The sequence below is a fragment of the Methylovirgula sp. 4M-Z18 genome, from assembly GCF_037890675.1.
In the GTDB taxonomy this organism is placed as follows: Bacteria; Pseudomonadota; Alphaproteobacteria; order Rhizobiales; family Beijerinckiaceae; genus 4M-Z18.
In genome coordinates this window covers 2061744-2079323 of record NZ_CP149574.1, presented here as the reverse complement: position 1 = coordinate 2079323, position 17580 = coordinate 2061744, and the positions used below count along the sequence as shown (strand labels likewise).

Here is a 17580-nt window from a genome sequence, read left to right as displayed (position 1 = left end):
ACGGATTCGTCATCAAAGCTTCGTATTGAACGCGCGCGATTTTCACGCGCGACTCACAAGGGGATTAGGCATTGGCCGCCCAGAAAATTTTGCTGCTCAGCGTGTCGGCCGGCGCCGGCCACATGCGCGCAGCCGAGGCCCTCAAAGCGACAGCCGCGCTGCACTATCCGCATGCCGACGTCCTGCATCTCGATGTCATGGCCTATGTCAACACGGCCTTTCGCAAGGTCTATGCGGACCTTTATCTGCAGATCGTGACGAAACATCCGACCCTGTGGGGCATGCTCTACCAGGTCAGCGACGAAGCGGCGCCCGACGGCCCATCGCAAAGGATGCGCCGGGCGATCGAGCGCTTGAGCACCCGCAAATTGCGCATCGCCATCGACGACTACGCGCCGGATTCGGTGATCTGCACCCATTTCCTGCCGGCCGAATTGCTGATGAGGGAGATTGCCAGGTCGCGCTTTTCCGTGCCGGTCTTCGTGCAAGTGACGGATTTCGACCTTCACCGCATGTGGGTCGTGTCGGAAATGGCCGGCTTCTTTGCGGGCAATGACGAGGTGGCGTTCCGTATGCGGGCGCAGCATATCCCGCCCGAGCGGATTCATGTCACCGGCATTCCGGTCATGCCGGCGTTCACGCAGCCGCACGTGCGGGCAGAATGCGCGCGCCAATTCGGCCTCGCGCCGGAGCGCAGAACCTATCTTCTGATGGGCGGCGGCGCCGGCCTCGGCGTCGCGCCGCTCGCCAAGCGCCTGCTGGAAACCGACCCCGATCTTCAGCTGGTGGTGCTGACGGGCAAGAACGCCCAAGCGCTCGCGGAACTCAAACAGCTCGCCGCCCGGCGTGCCGAACCCAACCTTTTCCCGCTCGGCTTCACTGACGAGGTCGCAAAGCTGATGGCCTGCGCCGATCTCGTGGTCAGCAAGCCGGGCGGTCTCACCACGTCGGAATGTCTTGCGATGGGGGTGCCGATGCTGGTGACCGCGCCGATTCCCGGCCAGGAGGAGCGCAACGCCGATTATTTGCTGGAACATGGCGCGGCTTTGAAAGCCGTCGACGATCTGGCGCTGGAATATCGCGTGCAATACTTGCGGCGGCGGCCGCAAATGCTCATGAATATGCGCGAGCGCGCAAAGGAGTTGGGGCGGCCGCAGGCGGCGCATGACGCGCTCAAATTGGTTTTTCAGCATCTGGCAGGCAAATAATATGACGGATTTGACGCGGGACAGATTGGCCGCTTTCGGCCTCATCGCTTACGTTCTCCTGCTCTCTTTCTTCTTTGCCAATGTGGAAATTCAGATCGAAGGGCCCAATGGCTGGGCGGCCGATCTGCCGACTTGGCGCATCGAACATCACTGGCTGCTCGATGTTTTCTGGGGCGGCCGCCCCATGACCGGCTATCACGCCTGGATTTTTCCATGCGTTGCCTTGTTCCTGCACTACCCCCTTGTCTTTGCATGGCAATGGAGCTGGCGGCTGGAAGCGCGCGTGATCGCCTGCATCATGTTTTTCTGGATCGGCGAAGACTATCTTTGGTTCATCCTGAACCCCGCCTACGGCGTTGCGAAATTCGCGCCGCATCTGGTGCCCTGGCACATCCATTGGTGGGGGCCGGCGCCGACCGATTACTGGACGATGAGTTTTGCCGGGATCGTCCTCTTCACCTATTCGCTCTGGCCGACGCGACAGGCCGTGCGCGCCGTTGCGAAATCGCGGTGATTTTTCTGGACAAGCGTCTCGTGCTAAGCACGCCGCAACTGAATGGAGTCGCTGATGTCCCCGTCCCTGCCCTTGCTGCAACGTCCCCGCCGCAATCGTAAGTCCGAATGGGCCCGCGCCATGGTGCGCGAGCATGTGCTCACCCCCGCCGATTTGATCTGGCCCGTGTTCGTCGTCGAGGGCGAAAAACATCGCGAACCGGTCAAGTCCATGCCGGGGGTCGACCGTATGTCGATCGACGAAATGGTGCGCGCGGTCGGAGAGGCTGCAGGCCTTGGCATTCCTGCCGTGGCACTGTTCCCCTATACCGATCCCGCCTTGAAGGACGCGGAAGGGAGCGAAGCGCTCAACCCCGGCAATCTCGTTTGCCGTGCTTGCCGCGCGCTCAAAAGCCACGTGCCGCAGATCGGCATCATGACCGATGTGGCGCTCGACCCTTACACCAGCCATGGCCATGACGGCCTGATGGAGGGCGAGCGCATCCTGAACGACGAGACCGTGGCGGTGCTGGTGAAGCAGGCGGTCAATCAGGCACGCGCGGGCGCGGACATCATCGGCCCAAGCGACATGATGGACGGGCGGGTCGCGGAGATCCGCAAGGGCCTCGACGCCGAGGGCTTCCAGGACGTCCAGATCATGGCCTATGCGGCGAAATATGCGTCCGCCTTCTATGGCCCCTTCCGCGATGCGGTCGGCTCTGGCGGCGTGCTGAAGGGCGACAAGCGCACCTATCAGATGGATCCGGCCAATAGCGACGAAGCCATCCGCGAAGTGGCGCTCGATCTCGATGAAGGCGCGGATATGGTTATGGTTAAACCCGGCATGCCCTATCTCGACATCGTACGCCGCGTGAAGGACACGTTCGCGGTGCCGACCTTCGCCTATCAGGTCAGCGGCGAATATGCGATGATCAAGGCAGCGGCGCTGAATGGCTGGCTAGACCACGACAAGGCGATGATGGAAAGCCTGCTCGCCTTCAAACGGGCCGGCGCTGACGGCGTGCTGAGTTACTTTGCCGTCGAGATCGCGCGCAAGTTGCGCGGCTAGGGGCTATTTTTGACCGTTCTGGCAACGTTGAACGGACTCAAATGGGGTCCACCAATTCTCCTCGACGGCATCTTGGAAAGGATTCCGTCGGAAAGGCTTATCAGGCATGTCCGGCGGTCGCCGCAGGACCTAAATCGGCCTCACTCCGATTGTCGCTTTCTTCTGCGGAACTCTGCTACCTTCGCTTTGTTGCCGCAGCCGGACATGGAACACCAGCGGCGGTCTCCCGACCGCGAGGTGTCGACAAAGAAAATCGAACAACTCGCTGACTGACATTGCCGGATGCGCGAAGAGTCGCGGCCGCCAAAGAGGCGCACCGCGTCCCTCGCCAACGAGGCCAATAGACCGGCAACCAATCCTCGCAGTTCCACCCGTCCGTCTGCGGTCAACGCCGGCGCCGCAGCCGGCTCAGCGGCGATCTGATTGAGAATTTGACAGGCGGCTGCGTCAAGAAGCGGATTCTGGAGGCTGCAGGCCAGCGCGAAGATCGCCTCGCGCAATATGCGAGCGGCGGCCAAATCATTTTCCGTCGCGCCGGGCAAGGATGCGGCGAGACCTGCCGAAACCAGCCAACGATCCAAATCCTCCGGATGAGCCAGGAGATCGCGCGGCGCAGCCGTTTGGCGCGCCTGTAGCGTCGCGGCGAGATCGAGAACCGTGCTGCCCCCCCGGAAACGGAAACCGTTCCGATCCTCTGGAAGATCGCGCATTGGGTCGTAAGCCTTCATGTAACTCTATTGACAGGTTTCACTTCGTCGGGCAAGGATCATGTAACCTACCAAATAGGTTACAATTTGCGCCGTGCCAGATCGGCAACGAGCCTCGTCGCTCGGCCCAGAATTCAACACTTAAGGAGAACATCCGATGGGTAATGCCCTTTCAAACCAGACCGTCGTCGTGATCGGCGGTAGCAATGGTATCGGCGCGGCGGTGGCGACACTGGCGCAAACCGAAGGCGCCCGCGCTATTGCGATCAGCCGATCTGGAGCGGCACCGGGCGGTGTCGTCCCGATCGTCGCGGATGTGTCCGATCTGCTGGCACTGGGCAAAGCGCTTGCCAGCATCGGTGTGATCGACCATCTCGTGCATACGGCGGCGGCGCGCGTAAGCACACCCGCTCTCCCCTCGCTCGATGAAAGTGCTTTGCAAAGCACCTTCGACATCAAGCTGTTCGGCGCAATTCACGCCGCTCGCCTAGCTTTGCCGCATCTCTCCGAGCGGGCATCGATCACGTTTACATCCGGCCAGGTGTCCCGCAAATATGGAACGGGCAGCGTCACAAAAGGCGCGGTCAATGCCGCCGTAGATGCCGCCGGTCGCCATCTGGCGAAGGAACTTGCCCCGCGCCGCGTCAACGTGGTCAGTCCTGGCGTCGTCGACACCTCGCTTTGGGGCGAGGCGGGATCGGAAACACGCTCGTCGACCATCGAACGCGTTTCCGCTGCATTGCCCGTCAAACGCGTCGCGCGACCCGAGGAACTGGCAGCAGCCTATCTCTTTGCGATGACCAATGGTTTTGTGACCGGCTCGGTGATCGATGTCGATGGAGGCGGCTTGCTGTAGATCACGGTTGGGCGCCGACGGCGTGCGGAAGTATTTTGCCGTCGAGATGGCGCGGAAATTGCGCGGATAGGGGCGCTTCCGGTTTCAACCTCCAAAGACCCGCGCGCAATCCCGTTCAGGCAGCCGACCGGCGTTCTAGGATATCGCTCAACCCTGCGCCTGGAACAACATCCCGCCTTGCTGTTTGTCGAGAGCCTCGGATTTGCGCAGGCGCGGGTTGACGAAATAGAAGTTGGACCGCCTGCGCGCCCTGTCCAGAATGGCCGCCTCGAAGGCCTTGAGACCACTAAGTGACACAAGTCTTCCGAGAGCGTCTTTCATTCGATAGTTTATCTACTGGAATTTGGGAGCAGAACTGCTTCGTCCTCGCGCGGCTCCGATGATATCGAACGGGAAAAAGCTGATCAATCGACATCCTGAACTCGCGAGAGGACAAAGCTTGCCAGCAGAAAACGGCGAGTCCCGGACACCTGATCTCGCGGACATCGATGCCTCGGCATGGACGGAGCTTGAAACGGCCGCAGCCAGCCCGCAGTCAGGTTTCCGATACTTGAACCTGTGCTCGGTAGATTCCGAGGCCAGACCTCAAGCGCGCATGGTGGTATTGCGGCATGCTGACAGATCAATGCGGGTTCTTGAATTTCACACCGACACGCGCAGCCCGAAATGGCTGGAACTCGCCGCAAACCCCCATGTCACGGTCCTGGGCTACTGCGCGCAGAGGCGCGTGCAGTTACGGCTTCAGGGAGTGATCGAACTCCACGGGCCAGGAAGTGATATCGCCACCTTGGCCTGGCAGAAATTGCCCACGTGGACGCGCGGCACCTATGCCGGCGGACCGCCTGGGGACGAGCGTGCCTTTGAAGCCATCGAGGCAACAGCGCCATCAGAATCCGCAGGTGAAACGGGTGGAAAGGAACATTTCGGCGTGGTGACCTTCCGGGCCGCCGCGCTGGACTGGTTTCAGCTCAGGCGTCAAGATAATTGCAGGGCAAAATTTACTTACGATGCGACAGGCACCCGTACAGCCTGTCTGTGGCTCAACCCCTGACACCTTTCCAGCGCTCGGTCCGCCCGGTCTGAACGGCCCTGTAACCCCGTGTCGCACGAGCCTTTAAAGCCGTTCTCGCAACGGCTCACGCGCTTCGCCTGCTCGCGTTCATAATTTGATGTCGCAGCGTTGGTCCGCAGAAAATCAACGCTACGCCCCCGTTTGGGCGGCGGCGTTCCTCGCGCGTCGATCTGCCTCGAACATTTTTGATCGGAAGCGCGAAAATCCGTTGATTTGGAATAATTGTTCTGATAGATCTCATATTGGAACATATATTACACAGACCAATCCGGTCTATGTGGGGGTGAAGCAGGCAAAGCCGCCGCCCCGAAAGAATAACCCCTAGTGGGGGATCCGGAGGAAACAGCGGCGCACCCGGGCGCCTGAGGAGGAGACGAATATGAAGCGCATCTTGATTGCTCTGGCTGCTGCCACGATTCTTTCGACAGCCGCCCATGCCGAGAAAATCGGCGTCTCGATGGCAAAATTCGACGATAATTTCCTGACCGTCCTGCGCAACGCGATGACCGACTACGCCAAGGGCAAGGCCGATCTGCAGATCGAGGACGCGCAGAACGACGTCGGCAAACAGCTCAGCCAGATTCAGAACTTCGCGGCGGCCAAGGTCGATGCGATCATCGTCAATCCGGTCGACACTGACGCAACGCCGAAAATGACCGAAATCGCTAAGCAAGCCGGCATTCCGCTCGTCTATGTCAACCGCATGCCGGCCGACAAAACCCTTCCCCCGAAAGTCTCCTTCGTGGGGTCGGATGAGCGCGATTCCGGCACACTGGAAGCCACGCAAGTCTGCAAACTGCTCGGTGGCAAAGGCAAGATCGTCATCATGATGGGCGAATTGTCGAATCAAGCTGCGCGCCAACGCACCCAGGACGTTCTCGACGTGATCGCCAAGCCCGAATGCAAGGGCATCGAGGTCCTGCAAAAGCAGACCGCGAACTGGGACCGTATTCAGGGCAACGACCTGATGAGCAACTGGATCAGCGCCGGCCTCAAGCCCGATGCGGTCGTCTCGAACAATGACGAAATGGCGATCGGCGCCATTCAGGCCTTGAAAGCGGCCGGTATCAAGAATGTGGTGGTCGGCGGTGTCGATGCGACGCAAGACGCGCTCGCCGCGATGAAGGCTGGTGATCTGAAAGTGACTGTGTTCCAGAACGCCGCCGGTCAGGGCAAGGGCGCCGTCGATACGGCGCTGAAACTCTCGAAAGGCGACAAAGTCGACAGCATGGTCTGGATCCCCTTCGAGCTGGTCACGCCCGACAATCTCGACAAATACATGACCAAGAACTGATCGCATCTGAGGCGGGCGTTCGCGCGCCCGCCCTTTCTTTTGTGACTTTGCTTTCCGTTGGAGGTTTGGCGCCATGCTGAGTCCATCGACCATGCAACTCGTCCGTGAAAGCGGCGCTGTTCCTGGATCCGAATATCTTCTGGAAGTGGAAGGCGTGCGTAAAGCTTTCCCCGGCGTCATCGCGCTTGACAATGTCGAGTTTAGATTGCGGCGCGGCACTGTGCATGCCCTGATGGGCGAGAACGGTGCGGGCAAGTCGACGCTGATGAAAATCATCGCCGGCGTCTATACGCCTGACCAGGGCGAGTTCCGCCTGCGCGGCCTGCCGATAAGATTGAACTCGCCGCTCGATGCGCTCGAGAACGGCATTGCTATGATCCATCAGGAGCTCAACCTGATGCCGTTCATGACGGTGGCAGAAAATATCTGGATTCGCCGCGAGCCGAAAAACGGCCTCGGCTTCGTCGATCACGCCGAGATGAACCGCCGCACCGCGACGCTGCTCAAGGATCTGGATATCGACATCCATCCTGAAACGGAAATTCAGAACTTGAGCACAGCCAACCGGCAGATGATCGAAATCGCCAAAGCGGTTTCTTACGAGTCGGACGTGCTCATCATGGACGAGCCGACCTCCTCGCTGACCGACAAGGAAGTGGCGCATCTCTTCACCATCATTCGCGATCTGCGCGCCAAGGGCAAAGGCATCGTCTACATCACCCATAAGATGAACGAGCTTGCCGAAATCGCCGACGAAGTCTCGATCTTCCGCGACGGCAAGTATATCGGCACGCAACTCGCCGCGAACATCACCCGCGATCAGATCATCAAAATGATGGTGGGCCGCGAAATCACCCAGATGTTTCCCAAGGAAACCGTGCCGATCGGAGATGTCGTTCTCTCAGTGAACAATCTGACCTTGAACGGCGTTTTTCACGACGTGTCGTTCGATCTGCGCAAGGGCGAGATCCTGGGCTTTGCCGGCCTTGTCGGCTCGGGCCGCAGCAACGTTGCCGAGACTTTGTTCGGCGTGACGCCGGCAAGCTCCGGTTCGATCAAGATCAATGGCGCGGAAATCCGCATCGATTCCGCCGGCAAGGCGATGAAGAACGGCATGGCGTTCTTGACCGAGGACCGCAAGGAAACGGGCTGTTTCCTCATTCTCGACATTCTCGAAAATATGGAAATGGCCCTTCTCAGCCAACGCCATGTGAAGCCCGGTGGTTTTGTCGAGCAACGCGCGGTGACGAGCCAATGCAGTGACATGAGCGCCAAGCTACGCGTGAAAACACCGCATTTGCAGGAGCGGATCGAGAATCTTTCCGGCGGCAACCAGCAGAAGGTCCTGATCGGCCGCTGGCTGCTGACGCATCCGAAAATTCTCATTCTCGACGAGCCGACGCGCGGCATCGATGTCGGCGCCAAGGCTGAAATTCACAAGCTGATTTCGCAGCTTGCCGGGCAAGGGGTCGCCGTCATCATGATCTCCTCGGAAATGCCGGAGGTCTTAGGGATGAGTGACCGTATCCTTGTCATGCACGAGGGCCGCGTCACCGGCATTCTCGACCGCGCCGAAGCCAATCAAGTGAAGATCATGGAACTCGCGTCGCACTAACAAGAGCGAAGAAACGCCTTTTCGGAAACGTCTGGAGATCTATCGATGTCAGTAGCAAATATAACCGCCTCTGCCCGGACCAGGCGCATACCGCCGGAACTGAATATCATCCTGGTCCTCGTTTGTATGGCAGCCGTTTTCGAAGCGCTCGGCTGGATCAGAAACGGCGACAGCTTCCTCTTCAATATCGACCGCCTCAAGATCATGATCCTGCAGGAATCGGTGATCGGTATCATTGCGGTCGGCATGACGCAGATCATCATCACCGGCGGCATCGATCTCTCGTCGGGCTCGGTGGTCGGCGCGACGGCGATGATCGCGGCGAGCTTTGCGCAATCGTCCGAATACATCTCGCGCGCCGTCTACCCGTCGCTGACCGATTTGCCCTTTATCGTGCCGGTTCTGGTCGGGCTCGCGGTCGGGCTGATTGCGGGTATCGTCAATGGCGGCCTCATAGCTTATACGGGCATCCCACCCTTCATCGCCACGCTGGGCATGTATATCAGTGCCCGCGGCCTCGCACGCTGGTACACCAATGGCCAGCCCGTGAGCTTCTTCACCCCAAGCTTCAATTTCATCGGCAGCGGGTTAATGCCGGTCTTCATCTTCCTCGTCACCGCCGCGATCTTCCATGTGGCGCTGCGCTACACGCGCTACGGCAAGTTCACCTATGCCATCGGCGCAAACCGCCAGGCCGCCAAAGTCTCCGGCATCAATGTCGGGCGCCATCTGGTGACGGTCTATGCGATCGCGGGCTTGTTGTCGGGCCTTGCCGGCATCGTGACCATTGCCCGCGCGGAAACCGGACAGGCCGGCGCCGGCGTGACGTATGAACTCCAAGCCATTGCCGCGACCGTGATCGGCGGCACCGCGCTCACCGGTGGCTCGGGCCGCATGACCGGCACGGTCTTCGGCACGATCATCCTCGGCATGATGCTTTCCGGCTTCACCTTCCTCGGGATCAGCGCCTTCTTCCAAGATATCATCATGGGCATCGTCGTCGTGGCGGCCGTCATCGTCCGTCAAGGCGTGAAGCCGGTGTGAGACAAGCAAACGCTTGCGGCGCGTCTCGCGCCGCAAGTTTCCTTATTGCTTCGCTAGACGTTGCCTGAACTCAGCGAATTCTTGATCGCGCCGTTCGTTCTGTTCATCGCAACGAATATCTGAGCAAGGCGCTTAACGGGCGTGGTCCAACATTTCCGCGGCATTCGCCAGACGAACGCCTGCATCGGCCGAAACGAACAAGGCTTCAGTGAGCGGGTGCGGCCGCCTCCGCACATCGTCGGCGATTTTTGCCGCGAAGCCACGCCGGGCGGAAAAATCAGGCGTCCAGGCGACGAGGAAATCGCGATTGGGAATCCCCGCAAAGACGGAAGGGACGTCGAGCGCCGCACGCAGCCGCGCCATGAAGCGTGGCAGGAGCAAGCGCACTGCGTCATAGCCATCGGACGTGTCGACGATGATGAACGCGCCGGCCTCGGCGCCCGGTGTCGGCTTTAGCGTCACTGAGGCCGAGAGCGTCTCGAGATTGGCGGTTGCCCGGGCTTCGATGTCCTGTTGTCCCACCGCCCAGGCACTCACGTCGGATTGGCGGAGCAATTGATAGCGCTCATTGTCGTCCAGCGCATAGGCGATGCTCAGCCCGGCAAAGAACGGGCGGCAAATCAAATCCGAAGCGGTTTTCCTATAGTCGTCCGGCATGATCTGCAGCCGCAGATATTCCTCCGCCGCAGTAAATAATGACGCGTCTTTCGCCGCGTCAGTGCGCATCCCGTGTTCGAAAAAGGCAATGATTTCGCGCTCGCGATCAGCGGCGGACATCGCCTGGACATGAAGGTAAAGGTTGGTCAGGGAAATGTCTTTGCTGGCGATGCGGAGCGTCGTCAGATCGTCACCCGGAAGAACCGTCCATTCGGGATGTCGGCGCGCCAACAGGGCGATCACGTCCTGCTTGAAGCTGCCGTTCTGCAGCGCATCCGCGGCCTGCATGGGCCGAACGGCCAGGAGCGACGCGGCCGCGCCGCAACAGACGGGCAACACATTGCGACGAGAGAACATGGCAATCCCTTGGTGATGCAAATGCGGCGATCTATCCGATTTCCAGCAGATCCCGCGCGAGCGGCGACATCAGTTCGAGACCGTTTTCGCGCACCAGGAACTGATCCTCGATGATGAACCCACCGATGCCGCGCACGTAATACGGCGCCTCGACCGCGATCACCATATTGGGTTCGAGCGGCACGTCGCAATCGGCGGCGATGAACGGCCATTCCTCGCTGAAAACGCTCGCGCCGAGACTGTGCCCGAAATGGCCGCGGCTGAAACTCGGGAAACCCGCATCGTGCATGGCCTTGGTCGCGGCGGCGTGGGCGTCTTTGAGCGGCCGCCCCGGCGCGAGCGAGGCAAGGGCCGCGTCGAGCGCCCCCAGAAGCGCGCCATGGATCTGCCGCTGCGCCGGCGAGGCTTTGCCGATCACCGCTGTGCGCGCGACATCGGCGCTGTAGCCGCCGACCACCGCGCCCACATCGATTTTCACCACGTCGCCGCGCTGGGCGGGGCCGCCGGGCGCGAATCCGTCGGCGCCGACGGCGATATAGGCCCAGTGCGAGACGGATTGCGTGAGCGCGAGGCGCCTGGCTTCCGCCTCGACCTCGCCGCGCCACAGCCCGCCGATGGTCTGCGCATCGATCCCTTCGCGCAAAGCCCCGAGCGCGTGCTGCAGGCCCGCCGTCGTGAGCTTCGCAGCCGCCCGCAGCGCCTCGATTTCGGCCGGCTGCTTGACCATGCGCAGGCGCGCGACCAGCGGCGAGGCGTCGCGCCAGCGCACGTGCGGCAGCGCGTCCTGAAACGCCTGCATGTCGGCGACCGCGACGAAGCCGAGTTCCAGCCCCAGCGGCGCCTTGTCGAGGCCGCGCTCGATCAGGATGTCGCGCAGCTCCGCCAGCATGCGCGCGGAATCGAACGTGGCCGGTCGTTGAAACCCCTGCGGCCGTTGCCGATCATGTGCCGCAATCCGTTCCGACACCGACTCTTCGCCCGCCGCTGCGTGGGTGGTCTCAACCCAGATCGGGTGGCTGCGGGTGTCGGCGATGCCCGACGCAACGCGAAAGCTCGCCGCCTGCAGATCCCCCACCACGGCGGCGAGCGGCGCCTCGGGATCGGCGGGGACGAGGACGGCGGCGGCTCCTGCCCGGCGCCACAAGGTCGCAACGCCGGCAAAAGCGCCCGTGGCATAGAGAATGCTCTCGGGTTGCACCAGAACGAGCCCGGCAACATCCAGTTCCCGCATCAGTTTCGCTGCGCGCTGCCTGTCGAGGTGACGATTGCCCATATTCCTTGGCTCCGTTCGGCCATGCGCAGCTGGGTCAGGCCGAGGCCGCGCCCGCTCCACGTAGCACGATCAAGCGAACTTTGCCGAGGGCGGAAGCAGTGGCCATCGATAGCGCGAGCGCTGGGTGATCGACGCGAAATAGGCGCTTGCCTCGATTGCGTTCAACGGACGTGGTGAACGCGCCTTTCCAGTTCAAGCGTGCGGGCAGAAAGGTCATTCAATTCGAAGGATTGAGCCGTCAGAAAGGCCGCGTTCGTTCCTGTGCCGGGGTCGGCCGCGCCGGCCGGTTTCGCACGTCGCTACCACGATTGCGATGCACTCAGGCGTCCATCTGCCGGATGAAATCCTGGAAGTCTTTCCGCTCCGCCAATTTCAAGAGTTGGCCTGCATCAAGCGTCGCCGGCTTCAATCCCGCGCCACGAAACGCGGTCGCACCCGGCAGCCGCTCGGCCGAAGCGTGCGACACTTCATAAACGACGGCCCGGAGCTGCCGGTCTTGACCGCCGAACGTTACGATCTCGTCGGGCTTGCAACTGGTCAAATCGGTCATGGCCGGTCCTTTCCATTCGCTCCGCATCATAACTGGTTTCGCGGCCCGCCGTATCGAAATCGTATCGGCCGCATCGTATGCGCCCTGCTTCCGAAGAGGTGCATACGATGCTGGCAACGGATGCGGCCAATCGTCTATGCGCCAAACCGCCCGTCGTTAGAAAACACGGCCGTCAACGCCAGATCAGTCGCCGGTCCGCACACAAATGTGCAGGTAGGATATCGCTCCTGTGCTTATTGCGTCAGCGGCGCGCTGACAGCTTTCTAGCGTAGAATACTGCCCCACAATGAGAAACCCGCTGCTCGTACTACCAAAAATCATCGCGTAATTTGGCGGTCGGACAATCACTCGATGTTTTATGCGCTTCGCTTCAGTGGAAGTAACGCTGGCGACCAGACAGAGCCCGGCGACGAAAATATTCACAAATTGCTTTACCATTGTCGTCCCCTTTCATCGCAACGATGCGGAAAAGCTCAAAAAGACGAATCAATGTGGATAAGTGCTGTGGCAAGCCAGCGGGCAACGAAATTCACCAATTGTTGCCCGATTCGTTGCCCCGACGGGCTCTTCGTTTAATGTGATTTCAAGGAAGCACCAACAATTTGTTGATTTTGTTGGTGAGCGCGATGGGACTCGAACCCATGACCCTCTGATTAAAAGTCAGATGCTCTACCGGCTGAGCTACGCGCTCCCTTGACGGCCCGAGCAACTAACGCCCTACGGCGCTTCGGTCAATAGAAACTAGGGCTTATTCCGGAAAATAGGTGATCCAGACATAAAAACAGCCCCAGATGAGGGCCGAGATGCCGGTGGTCACCAGCGCCTTGATCCACAGATGCGGCGCGACCGGCGCTCCCGGGTCGGTTCCTTGCACCATTTCGTCGGTTTCGTGTTGCGAACGCACGCCCCAGGGCAGAATCGCGAACAGAACGGTCCACCAGATGGTGAGATAAACGGCGATGCCGAACGGCAGCGACATGCAAACTCCTTCACGCGCCGGGCCGAGCCAGGCAATCGCAAATCCTAGACTTGCTCGAGTTCCACCAAGGTTCCGTTGAAATCCTTCGGATGGAGGAACAAGACTGGCTTGCCGTGGGCGCCGGTTTTCGGATTTCCATCCCCCAGCACCCGCGCGCCAGCGGCCTTCAACTGGTCGCGGGCGGCCAGAATGTCTTGGACCTCATAGCAGACGTGGTGCATGCCGCCATCCGGGTTCTTTTCCAGGAACTTGGCGATCGGCGAATTCTCGCCCAGGGGCTCCAGCAATTCGATCTTGGTGTTCGGCAGCTCGATGAACACTACAGTCACGCCATGCGCCGGTTCGGCCTGCGGCGCCGAGACCTTGGCGCCCAGCGTCTCGCGATAGCTGCGGGCCGCGGCGTCCAGATCCTTGACCGCGATCGCCACATGATTGAGCCGGCCGATCATGAACCCCTCCCCTTAGACTTCGACCACAAGCACGTGCACTTGCGGCTTCTTGCCCCAAGCATTGTTGATCGCGCTGCGCACGGCCTTTTCCACGGCGGTCGAAGCGGCGTCCGCATCGCGCCGTTTGGGCCGCGGCAAGCGGTCGAATGTCTCGAAGATCGCTGCGTCGACGATTTCGTCGAAGCCGCGGCCATCGCGCGCCTTTTCCGGAATGCCGGACAGCACCACGTCCGGGTCGCCGGCCAGATCACCCTTGGCGGTAATCGCGAAGGCGACCGTGACGATGCCGGCAAAAGCGAGGCGGCGGCGCTCCGCCAGCGCGGTGCCGCCGTCGCCCACCAGCACATTGCCATCCTTATAGGAGCGGCCGTGTGCGGCCTCGGCAACGACGCCCGGCTCGCCGGGGCCGATCAGAACGATGTCGCCGTCGCGCGCGGTCACCACATGCGGCACGCCCTGCGCCCGTGCGAAAGCCGCATGTTCGTAGAGATGCAGCGGCTCGCCATGCGCCGGAATCGCGACTTGCGGCTTTAGCCAGTCGTAGATGCGCGCGACTTCGGCCCGGCGCGGATGGCCGGAGACATGGACGAGCGCGTTTCGGTCGGTGATGATTTCCATGCCATGCACGGTCAGATCGTTGATGATCGAGCCGACGGCCTTTTCGTTGCCGGGGATAGTACGCGACGAAAAGATCACCCGGTCGCCGGGGGCGAGCTTCACGTCCGGATGCGAATTATCCGCGATGCGCGCGAGGGCGGCGCGCGGCTCGCCCTGACTGCCGGTCACCAGTGCCACGACCTTGTTGCGCGGCAGGTCGTCATAGGTTTCTGCCGACAAGAACGGCGGCAGGCCCTTAAGATAACCGCATTCCGCCGCCACCTCGATCGCCCGCGCCATGGCACGGCCCACGATGACCACTTTGCGCCCCGCCGCTTCCGCCGCCTCCGCCGCCGAGCGGATGCGTGCCACGTTGGAGGCGAAGGTTGTGACCGCCACCCGGTTTGGCGCATTGGCGATCAGTTCCTTCAGCGTCTTCGCCACATCTGCTTCCGACGGGCTCTCGCCGTCGCGCAGGATGTTGGTCGAATCGCAGACGAGCGCCAGAACGCCCTCCTCGCCAATCTGGCGCAGGCGCGCCTCGTCGGTCGGTGGGCAAACGACGGGCGTCGGATCGATCTTCCAGTCGCCGGTGTGCACGACCGTACCCGCCGGCGTGCGGATGGCGAGCGCGGTCGATTCGGGAATCGAATGGGCCATATTGATGAATTCGATGTTGAACGGCCCAAGGTCGATGCGGGCGCCGACGCCGACTTCGTTCACCTGGATCTGCGGCGCGCCCGGCTCCATCAAGCGCTTCAATTCAAGCAGGCCGCTCGCGAATTTCGTCGCATAGACCGGACACCCGAGGCGCGGCCAGAGATCGGCCACCGCGCCGATATGGTCCTCATGCGCATGGGTAATGACAAGGCCAACGAGGTCCTTGCGGATCCGCTCGATGAACGACAGGTCGGGCATGATCAGGTCGATGCCGGGCAGTTCGGGCCCGGCGAAAGCGACCCCCAAATCGACCATCACATATTTGCGCGAGGATTTCGGTCCGTAGCCGTAGAGCGCGCAATTCATACCAATCTCTCCGAGGCCGCCAAGGGCCACGAAGACGAGTTCCTGCTGAGAAGCGTTCATTCACCTGTCCTGAAAAGAGATCATTCTGTCGTTAGAAAATTTTAAACCAATAAAGCGCCGCTGGCGCCACCCGCGCAAAATGCGACCTGGCCTAAATCAGGAAGACATCGCCTGCTTCGACAATCGCCGGTCCGGCACTCGTGTCAAGCAAAAGACATCCCGTTTCGTCGATGGTGCGAAACGTTCCTGTGATCTCGCGCTCGCCGAGCTTCACGCGCAAGGGGCCACCCAGGCCCGATGCGCATTTGAGCCATTCGTTGCGAACCGCGGCAAAATTCGCGCCGCGCTGCCACAAATCGAGCGCCGCCGGGATTTCCTCCGACAACGCGGCAAAAACATCCTCGGCATTCACCCAAGTTTGCATGATCTGAGACAGATTGGCCGCCGCGTAAGGCAGGCCGTCGGGATGCGAGGCGCAATTGATGCCCATGCCGATCACGCAAGCCAGTCGCCCGCCCGGCAGGCTCGATGCCTCGAGCAGCATCCCGGAGAGTTTCGCGCCCTGCCACAGCGCGTCATTAGGCCATTTGAGCGCGATCGGCGGCTCGACGGGCGCCACCCGCCGCAAGGCGCGCACCAAAGCGATGCCGGTTACGAAGCCGAGTTGGGGCGCCTGTGCCGTCGGGGCCGGATCGATCAGCAACAGGCTGGCGTAAAGATTGCCCGGCGGCGACGACCAAGGGCGGCCATGCCGCCCCCTGCCGCCGCTTTGCTGGCGCGCGATGATCCAGAGTTTCCCCGGATCACCCTCTTTCGCCCGGCGCATCGCCTCGTCGTTGGTTGAGGCAAGGGTCTCAAACAGGTCCAGCCGATAACCGGCCTGCGCCGCACGTACCGAAAGTTGCAAGATCAGAACAGCGATTTGGCGGCGGCGGAGGCAGCGGCGTAGAACGGCCCGGGAAGGATGCCGAGCAGCAAATTGAGCAGCGCGGCAACCCACATCACGATCGTCACCGCTGGGGCCTTACGGTCAAAGGCGGGCGCCGCATCGTCGAACCACATGATCTTGATGACGCGCAGGTAGTAATAGGCCGCCACGACGCTCGCCAACATGCCGATCACGGCCATGGGATAAAGGCCAGCCTTCACCACCGCCGAGAAGACGTAGAACTTACCGATAAAGCCGGCAAACAGCGGCATGCCCATCAGCGAGAACATCAGCATGGTGAGACAAAGCGCCATCCCGCTGTCGTTCTTGGCGAGACCCGCGAGATCGGCAATCTTCTCGACTGCCTTGCCGTCGACGCGCATGCCGATGATGGCGGCAAAGGTCCCGAGGGTCATCAGAAGATACATCATCATATAGACGGTAATGCCCGTCGCGCCTTCGCTGGTGCCCGCGGCGAGGCCGACCAGGGCGAAGCCCATGTGACCGATCGACGAATAGGCCATCAGCCGTTTGAAATTGCTCTGGCCGATTGCCGCGAACGAGCCGAGAAGCATCGACGCGATCGAGATAAAGATGATGATCTGCTGCCATTGCACCACGGCATGCGGGAAGGCGCTGAACACCGTACGCACCGTGATCGCGACCGCAGCCATTTTGGGCGCCGAGGCGAAAAAGGCTGTTACGGGGGTCGGCGCGCCCTGATAGACGTCCGGCGTCCACATATGGAACGGCACGGCGGACATTTTGAACGCGAGGCCGGCGAGCAGGAAGGCAATGCCGAAAATCAGCGTGAGAGATACGTCATGCGCCGCCGTCTCGGCGATCTTGATGAAGAAGATGCTGCCGGCAAAACCATAGATCAACGAGGCGCCATACAGCAGCATGCCGGACGAGAGCGCACCGAGCACGAAATATTTGAGGCCGGCTTCGGTCGCCGCCAGATCGTCGCGATGGAACGCCGCGACGACATAGAGCGACAGGCTCATCAGTTCCAGGCCGAGGTAGAGCGAGATCAGATTGGTTGCCGAAATCATGATCATCATGCCGAGCGTCGAGAGCGTGATGAGAACGCTATATTCGAAGCCCTCGATCTTCTCACGCCGCATGTAGTCGTGCGACAGCAGCAGCGTGCCGATGGCGCCGATCAGCGACAGCGCCTTCATGAAGCGGGCAAATTCGTCATCGACGAACAAGCCGTTAAAGGCCGTGAACGTGTCACTGGTCTGGAACAGCTCCAGCACCAGCGCCGCGCCCAGGAACACGACCGCACCCTCAAAGATGAGTCCGCTCCATTGCTTTTCGCGGAATGCGCCGAGCAATGTCAGCAGCAGAGCGCCAACCGCTAAAATGACTTCCGGCAAGACGTGAGCGAAAGTAGACGACATT

At 61.1% G+C, this 17580-nt stretch carries 18 protein-coding genes and 1 tRNA gene; 8 read left to right on the top strand and 11 right to left on the bottom strand.

What is annotated here, in order from left to right; translation table 11 throughout:
* Nucleotides 1-71 precede the first annotated feature (71 nt).
* Genes V9T28_RS09645 through hemB form a run of 3 tightly spaced genes read left to right on the top strand, consistent with a single transcriptional unit; the run spans nucleotide 72 to nucleotide 2769 of the window.
* A complete protein-coding gene (locus V9T28_RS09645) occupies nucleotides 72-1208 on the top strand; it encodes an MGDG synthase family glycosyltransferase (protein ID WP_199499930.1) in 1137 nt (378 codons plus the stop codon).
* Nucleotide 1209: 1 nt separating this feature from the next.
* The gene (locus V9T28_RS09640; RefSeq protein ID WP_116398762.1) at nucleotides 1210-1722 is read left to right on the top strand and encodes a hypothetical protein; all 513 of its coding nucleotides are present in this window, start codon (nucleotides 1210-1212) and stop codon (nucleotides 1720-1722) included.
* 54 nt (nucleotides 1723-1776) lie between these two features.
* Nucleotides 1777-2769, top strand: a complete 993-nt coding sequence (gene hemB, locus V9T28_RS09635; protein WP_339071851.1) for a porphobilinogen synthase — start codon at nucleotides 1777-1779, stop codon at nucleotides 2767-2769.
* A gap of 140 nt (nucleotides 2770-2909) precedes the next feature.
* On the opposite strand, the gene V9T28_RS09630 is transcribed toward hemB, so the two are convergent.
* On the bottom strand, nucleotides 2910-3479 hold the full coding sequence (locus tag V9T28_RS09630; RefSeq protein WP_116398760.1) for a CGNR zinc finger domain-containing protein: 570 nt from the start codon (nucleotides 3477-3479) through the stop codon (nucleotides 2910-2912).
* 154 nt (nucleotides 3480-3633) lie between these two features.
* On the opposite strand from V9T28_RS09630, the gene V9T28_RS09625 reads away from it, so the two are divergent.
* The gene (locus V9T28_RS09625) at nucleotides 3634-4332 is read left to right on the top strand and encodes an SDR family oxidoreductase (RefSeq protein WP_116398759.1); all 699 of its coding nucleotides are present in this window, start codon (nucleotides 3634-3636) and stop codon (nucleotides 4330-4332) included.
* 147 nt (nucleotides 4333-4479) lie between these two features.
* On the opposite strand, the gene V9T28_RS09620 is transcribed toward V9T28_RS09625, so the two are convergent.
* Complete coding sequence (locus V9T28_RS09620) at nucleotides 4480-4629, bottom strand: hypothetical protein (RefSeq protein ID WP_158554682.1); 150 nt, start codon at nucleotides 4627-4629, stop codon at nucleotides 4480-4482.
* A gap of 82 nt (nucleotides 4630-4711) precedes the next feature.
* Here V9T28_RS09620 and V9T28_RS09615 point away from each other — a divergent pair, with 82 nt between their 5' ends.
* From V9T28_RS09615 to V9T28_RS09600, 4 genes are all read left to right on the top strand, one after another.
* Complete coding sequence (locus V9T28_RS09615) at nucleotides 4712-5383, top strand: pyridoxamine 5'-phosphate oxidase family protein (protein WP_116398758.1); 672 nt, start codon at nucleotides 4712-4714, stop codon at nucleotides 5381-5383.
* A gap of 400 nt (nucleotides 5384-5783) precedes the next feature.
* Nucleotides 5784-6698 carry a sugar ABC transporter substrate-binding protein gene (locus tag V9T28_RS09610; RefSeq protein ID WP_116398757.1) on the top strand — a complete coding sequence of 305 codons (915 nt, stop codon included), beginning with the start codon at nucleotides 5784-5786 and terminating at the stop codon, nucleotides 6696-6698.
* 73 nt (nucleotides 6699-6771) lie between these two features.
* Entirely contained in the window at nucleotides 6772-8313 is a 1542-nt protein-coding gene (locus V9T28_RS09605) for a sugar ABC transporter ATP-binding protein (RefSeq protein ID WP_245423847.1), read from the top strand.
* 45 nt (nucleotides 8314-8358) lie between these two features.
* A complete protein-coding gene (locus tag V9T28_RS09600; RefSeq protein WP_116398756.1) occupies nucleotides 8359-9357 on the top strand; it encodes an ABC transporter permease in 999 nt (332 codons plus the stop codon).
* Between the two features lie 132 nt (nucleotides 9358-9489).
* On the opposite strand, the gene V9T28_RS09595 is transcribed toward V9T28_RS09600, so the two are convergent.
* The 9 genes from V9T28_RS09595 to nuoN all read right to left on the bottom strand — a co-directional run bounded on the left by V9T28_RS09595 (nucleotide 9490) and on the right by nuoN (nucleotide 17579).
* Nucleotides 9490-10371 carry a DUF1444 family protein gene (locus V9T28_RS09595; RefSeq protein ID WP_147306372.1) on the bottom strand — a complete coding sequence of 294 codons (882 nt, stop codon included), beginning with the start codon at nucleotides 10369-10371 and terminating at the stop codon, nucleotides 9490-9492.
* 31 nt (nucleotides 10372-10402) lie between these two features.
* A complete protein-coding gene (locus V9T28_RS09590; protein WP_116398754.1) occupies nucleotides 10403-11644 on the bottom strand; it encodes a M24 family metallopeptidase in 1242 nt (413 codons plus the stop codon).
* A gap of 319 nt (nucleotides 11645-11963) precedes the next feature.
* On the bottom strand, nucleotides 11964-12194 hold the full coding sequence (locus V9T28_RS09585; protein WP_147306371.1) for a hypothetical protein: 231 nt from the start codon (nucleotides 12192-12194) through the stop codon (nucleotides 11964-11966).
* A gap of 615 nt (nucleotides 12195-12809) precedes the next feature.
* A tRNA-Lys gene (locus V9T28_RS09580) sits at nucleotides 12810-12885 on the bottom strand.
* Between the two features lie 57 nt (nucleotides 12886-12942).
* Nucleotides 12943-13173 (bottom strand): DUF1467 family protein, encoded by a 231-nt coding sequence (locus V9T28_RS09575; protein WP_116398751.1) that lies wholly within the window; start codon nucleotides 13171-13173, stop codon nucleotides 12943-12945.
* 44 nt (nucleotides 13174-13217) lie between these two features.
* Nucleotides 13218-13622, bottom strand: a complete 405-nt coding sequence (mce, locus tag V9T28_RS09570; RefSeq protein ID WP_116398750.1) for a methylmalonyl-CoA epimerase — start codon at nucleotides 13620-13622, stop codon at nucleotides 13218-13220.
* Between the two features lie 12 nt (nucleotides 13623-13634).
* The gene (locus V9T28_RS09565; protein ID WP_116398749.1) at nucleotides 13635-15305 is read right to left on the bottom strand and encodes a ribonuclease J; all 1671 of its coding nucleotides are present in this window, start codon (nucleotides 15303-15305) and stop codon (nucleotides 13635-13637) included.
* A gap of 91 nt (nucleotides 15306-15396) precedes the next feature.
* The gene (locus V9T28_RS09560; protein WP_245423845.1) at nucleotides 15397-16152 is read right to left on the bottom strand and encodes a biotin--[acetyl-CoA-carboxylase] ligase; all 756 of its coding nucleotides are present in this window, start codon (nucleotides 16150-16152) and stop codon (nucleotides 15397-15399) included.
* Between the two features lie 2 nt (nucleotides 16153-16154).
* Nucleotides 16155-17579 (bottom strand): NADH-quinone oxidoreductase subunit NuoN, encoded by a 1425-nt coding sequence (gene nuoN / locus V9T28_RS09555; RefSeq protein ID WP_116398748.1) that lies wholly within the window; start codon nucleotides 17577-17579, stop codon nucleotides 16155-16157.
* Between the last annotated feature and the right edge of the window lies 1 nt (nucleotide 17580).

Coding starts and splice junctions, on each gene's coding strand:
- V9T28_RS09640 (WP_116398762.1), top strand. CDS start 1,210: ATGACGGATTTGACGCGGGACAGATTGGCCGCTTTCGGCCTCATCGCT.
- hemB (WP_339071851.1), top strand. CDS start 1,777: ATGTCCCCGTCCCTGCCCTTGCTGCAACGTCCCCGCCGCAATCGTAAG.
- V9T28_RS09630 (WP_116398760.1), bottom strand. CDS start 3,479: ATGCGCGATCTTCCAGAGGATCGGAACGGTTTCCGTTTCCGGGGGGGC.
- V9T28_RS09625 (WP_116398759.1), top strand. CDS start 3,634: ATGGGTAATGCCCTTTCAAACCAGACCGTCGTCGTGATCGGCGGTAGC.
- V9T28_RS09615 (WP_116398758.1), top strand. CDS start 4,712: ATGATATCGAACGGGAAAAAGCTGATCAATCGACATCCTGAACTCGCG.
- V9T28_RS09610 (WP_116398757.1), top strand. CDS start 5,784: ATGAAGCGCATCTTGATTGCTCTGGCTGCTGCCACGATTCTTTCGACA.
- V9T28_RS09605 (WP_245423847.1), top strand. CDS start 6,772: ATGCTGAGTCCATCGACCATGCAACTCGTCCGTGAAAGCGGCGCTGTT.
- V9T28_RS09600 (WP_116398756.1), top strand. CDS start 8,359: ATGTCAGTAGCAAATATAACCGCCTCTGCCCGGACCAGGCGCATACCG.
- V9T28_RS09595 (WP_147306372.1), bottom strand. CDS start 10,371: ATGTTCTCTCGTCGCAATGTGTTGCCCGTCTGTTGCGGCGCGGCCGCG.
- V9T28_RS09590 (WP_116398754.1), bottom strand. CDS start 11,644: ATGGGCAATCGTCACCTCGACAGGCAGCGCGCAGCGAAACTGATGCGG.
- V9T28_RS09585 (WP_147306371.1), bottom strand. CDS start 12,194: ATGACCGATTTGACCAGTTGCAAGCCCGACGAGATCGTAACGTTCGGC.
- V9T28_RS09575 (WP_116398751.1), bottom strand. CDS start 13,173: ATGTCGCTGCCGTTCGGCATCGCCGTTTATCTCACCATCTGGTGGACC.
- mce (WP_116398750.1), bottom strand. CDS start 13,622: ATGATCGGCCGGCTCAATCATGTGGCGATCGCGGTCAAGGATCTGGAC.
- V9T28_RS09565 (WP_116398749.1), bottom strand. CDS start 15,305: ATGAACGCTTCTCAGCAGGAACTCGTCTTCGTGGCCCTTGGCGGCCTC.
- nuoN (WP_116398748.1), bottom strand. CDS start 17,579: ATGTCGTCTACTTTCGCTCACGTCTTGCCGGAAGTCATTTTAGCGGTT.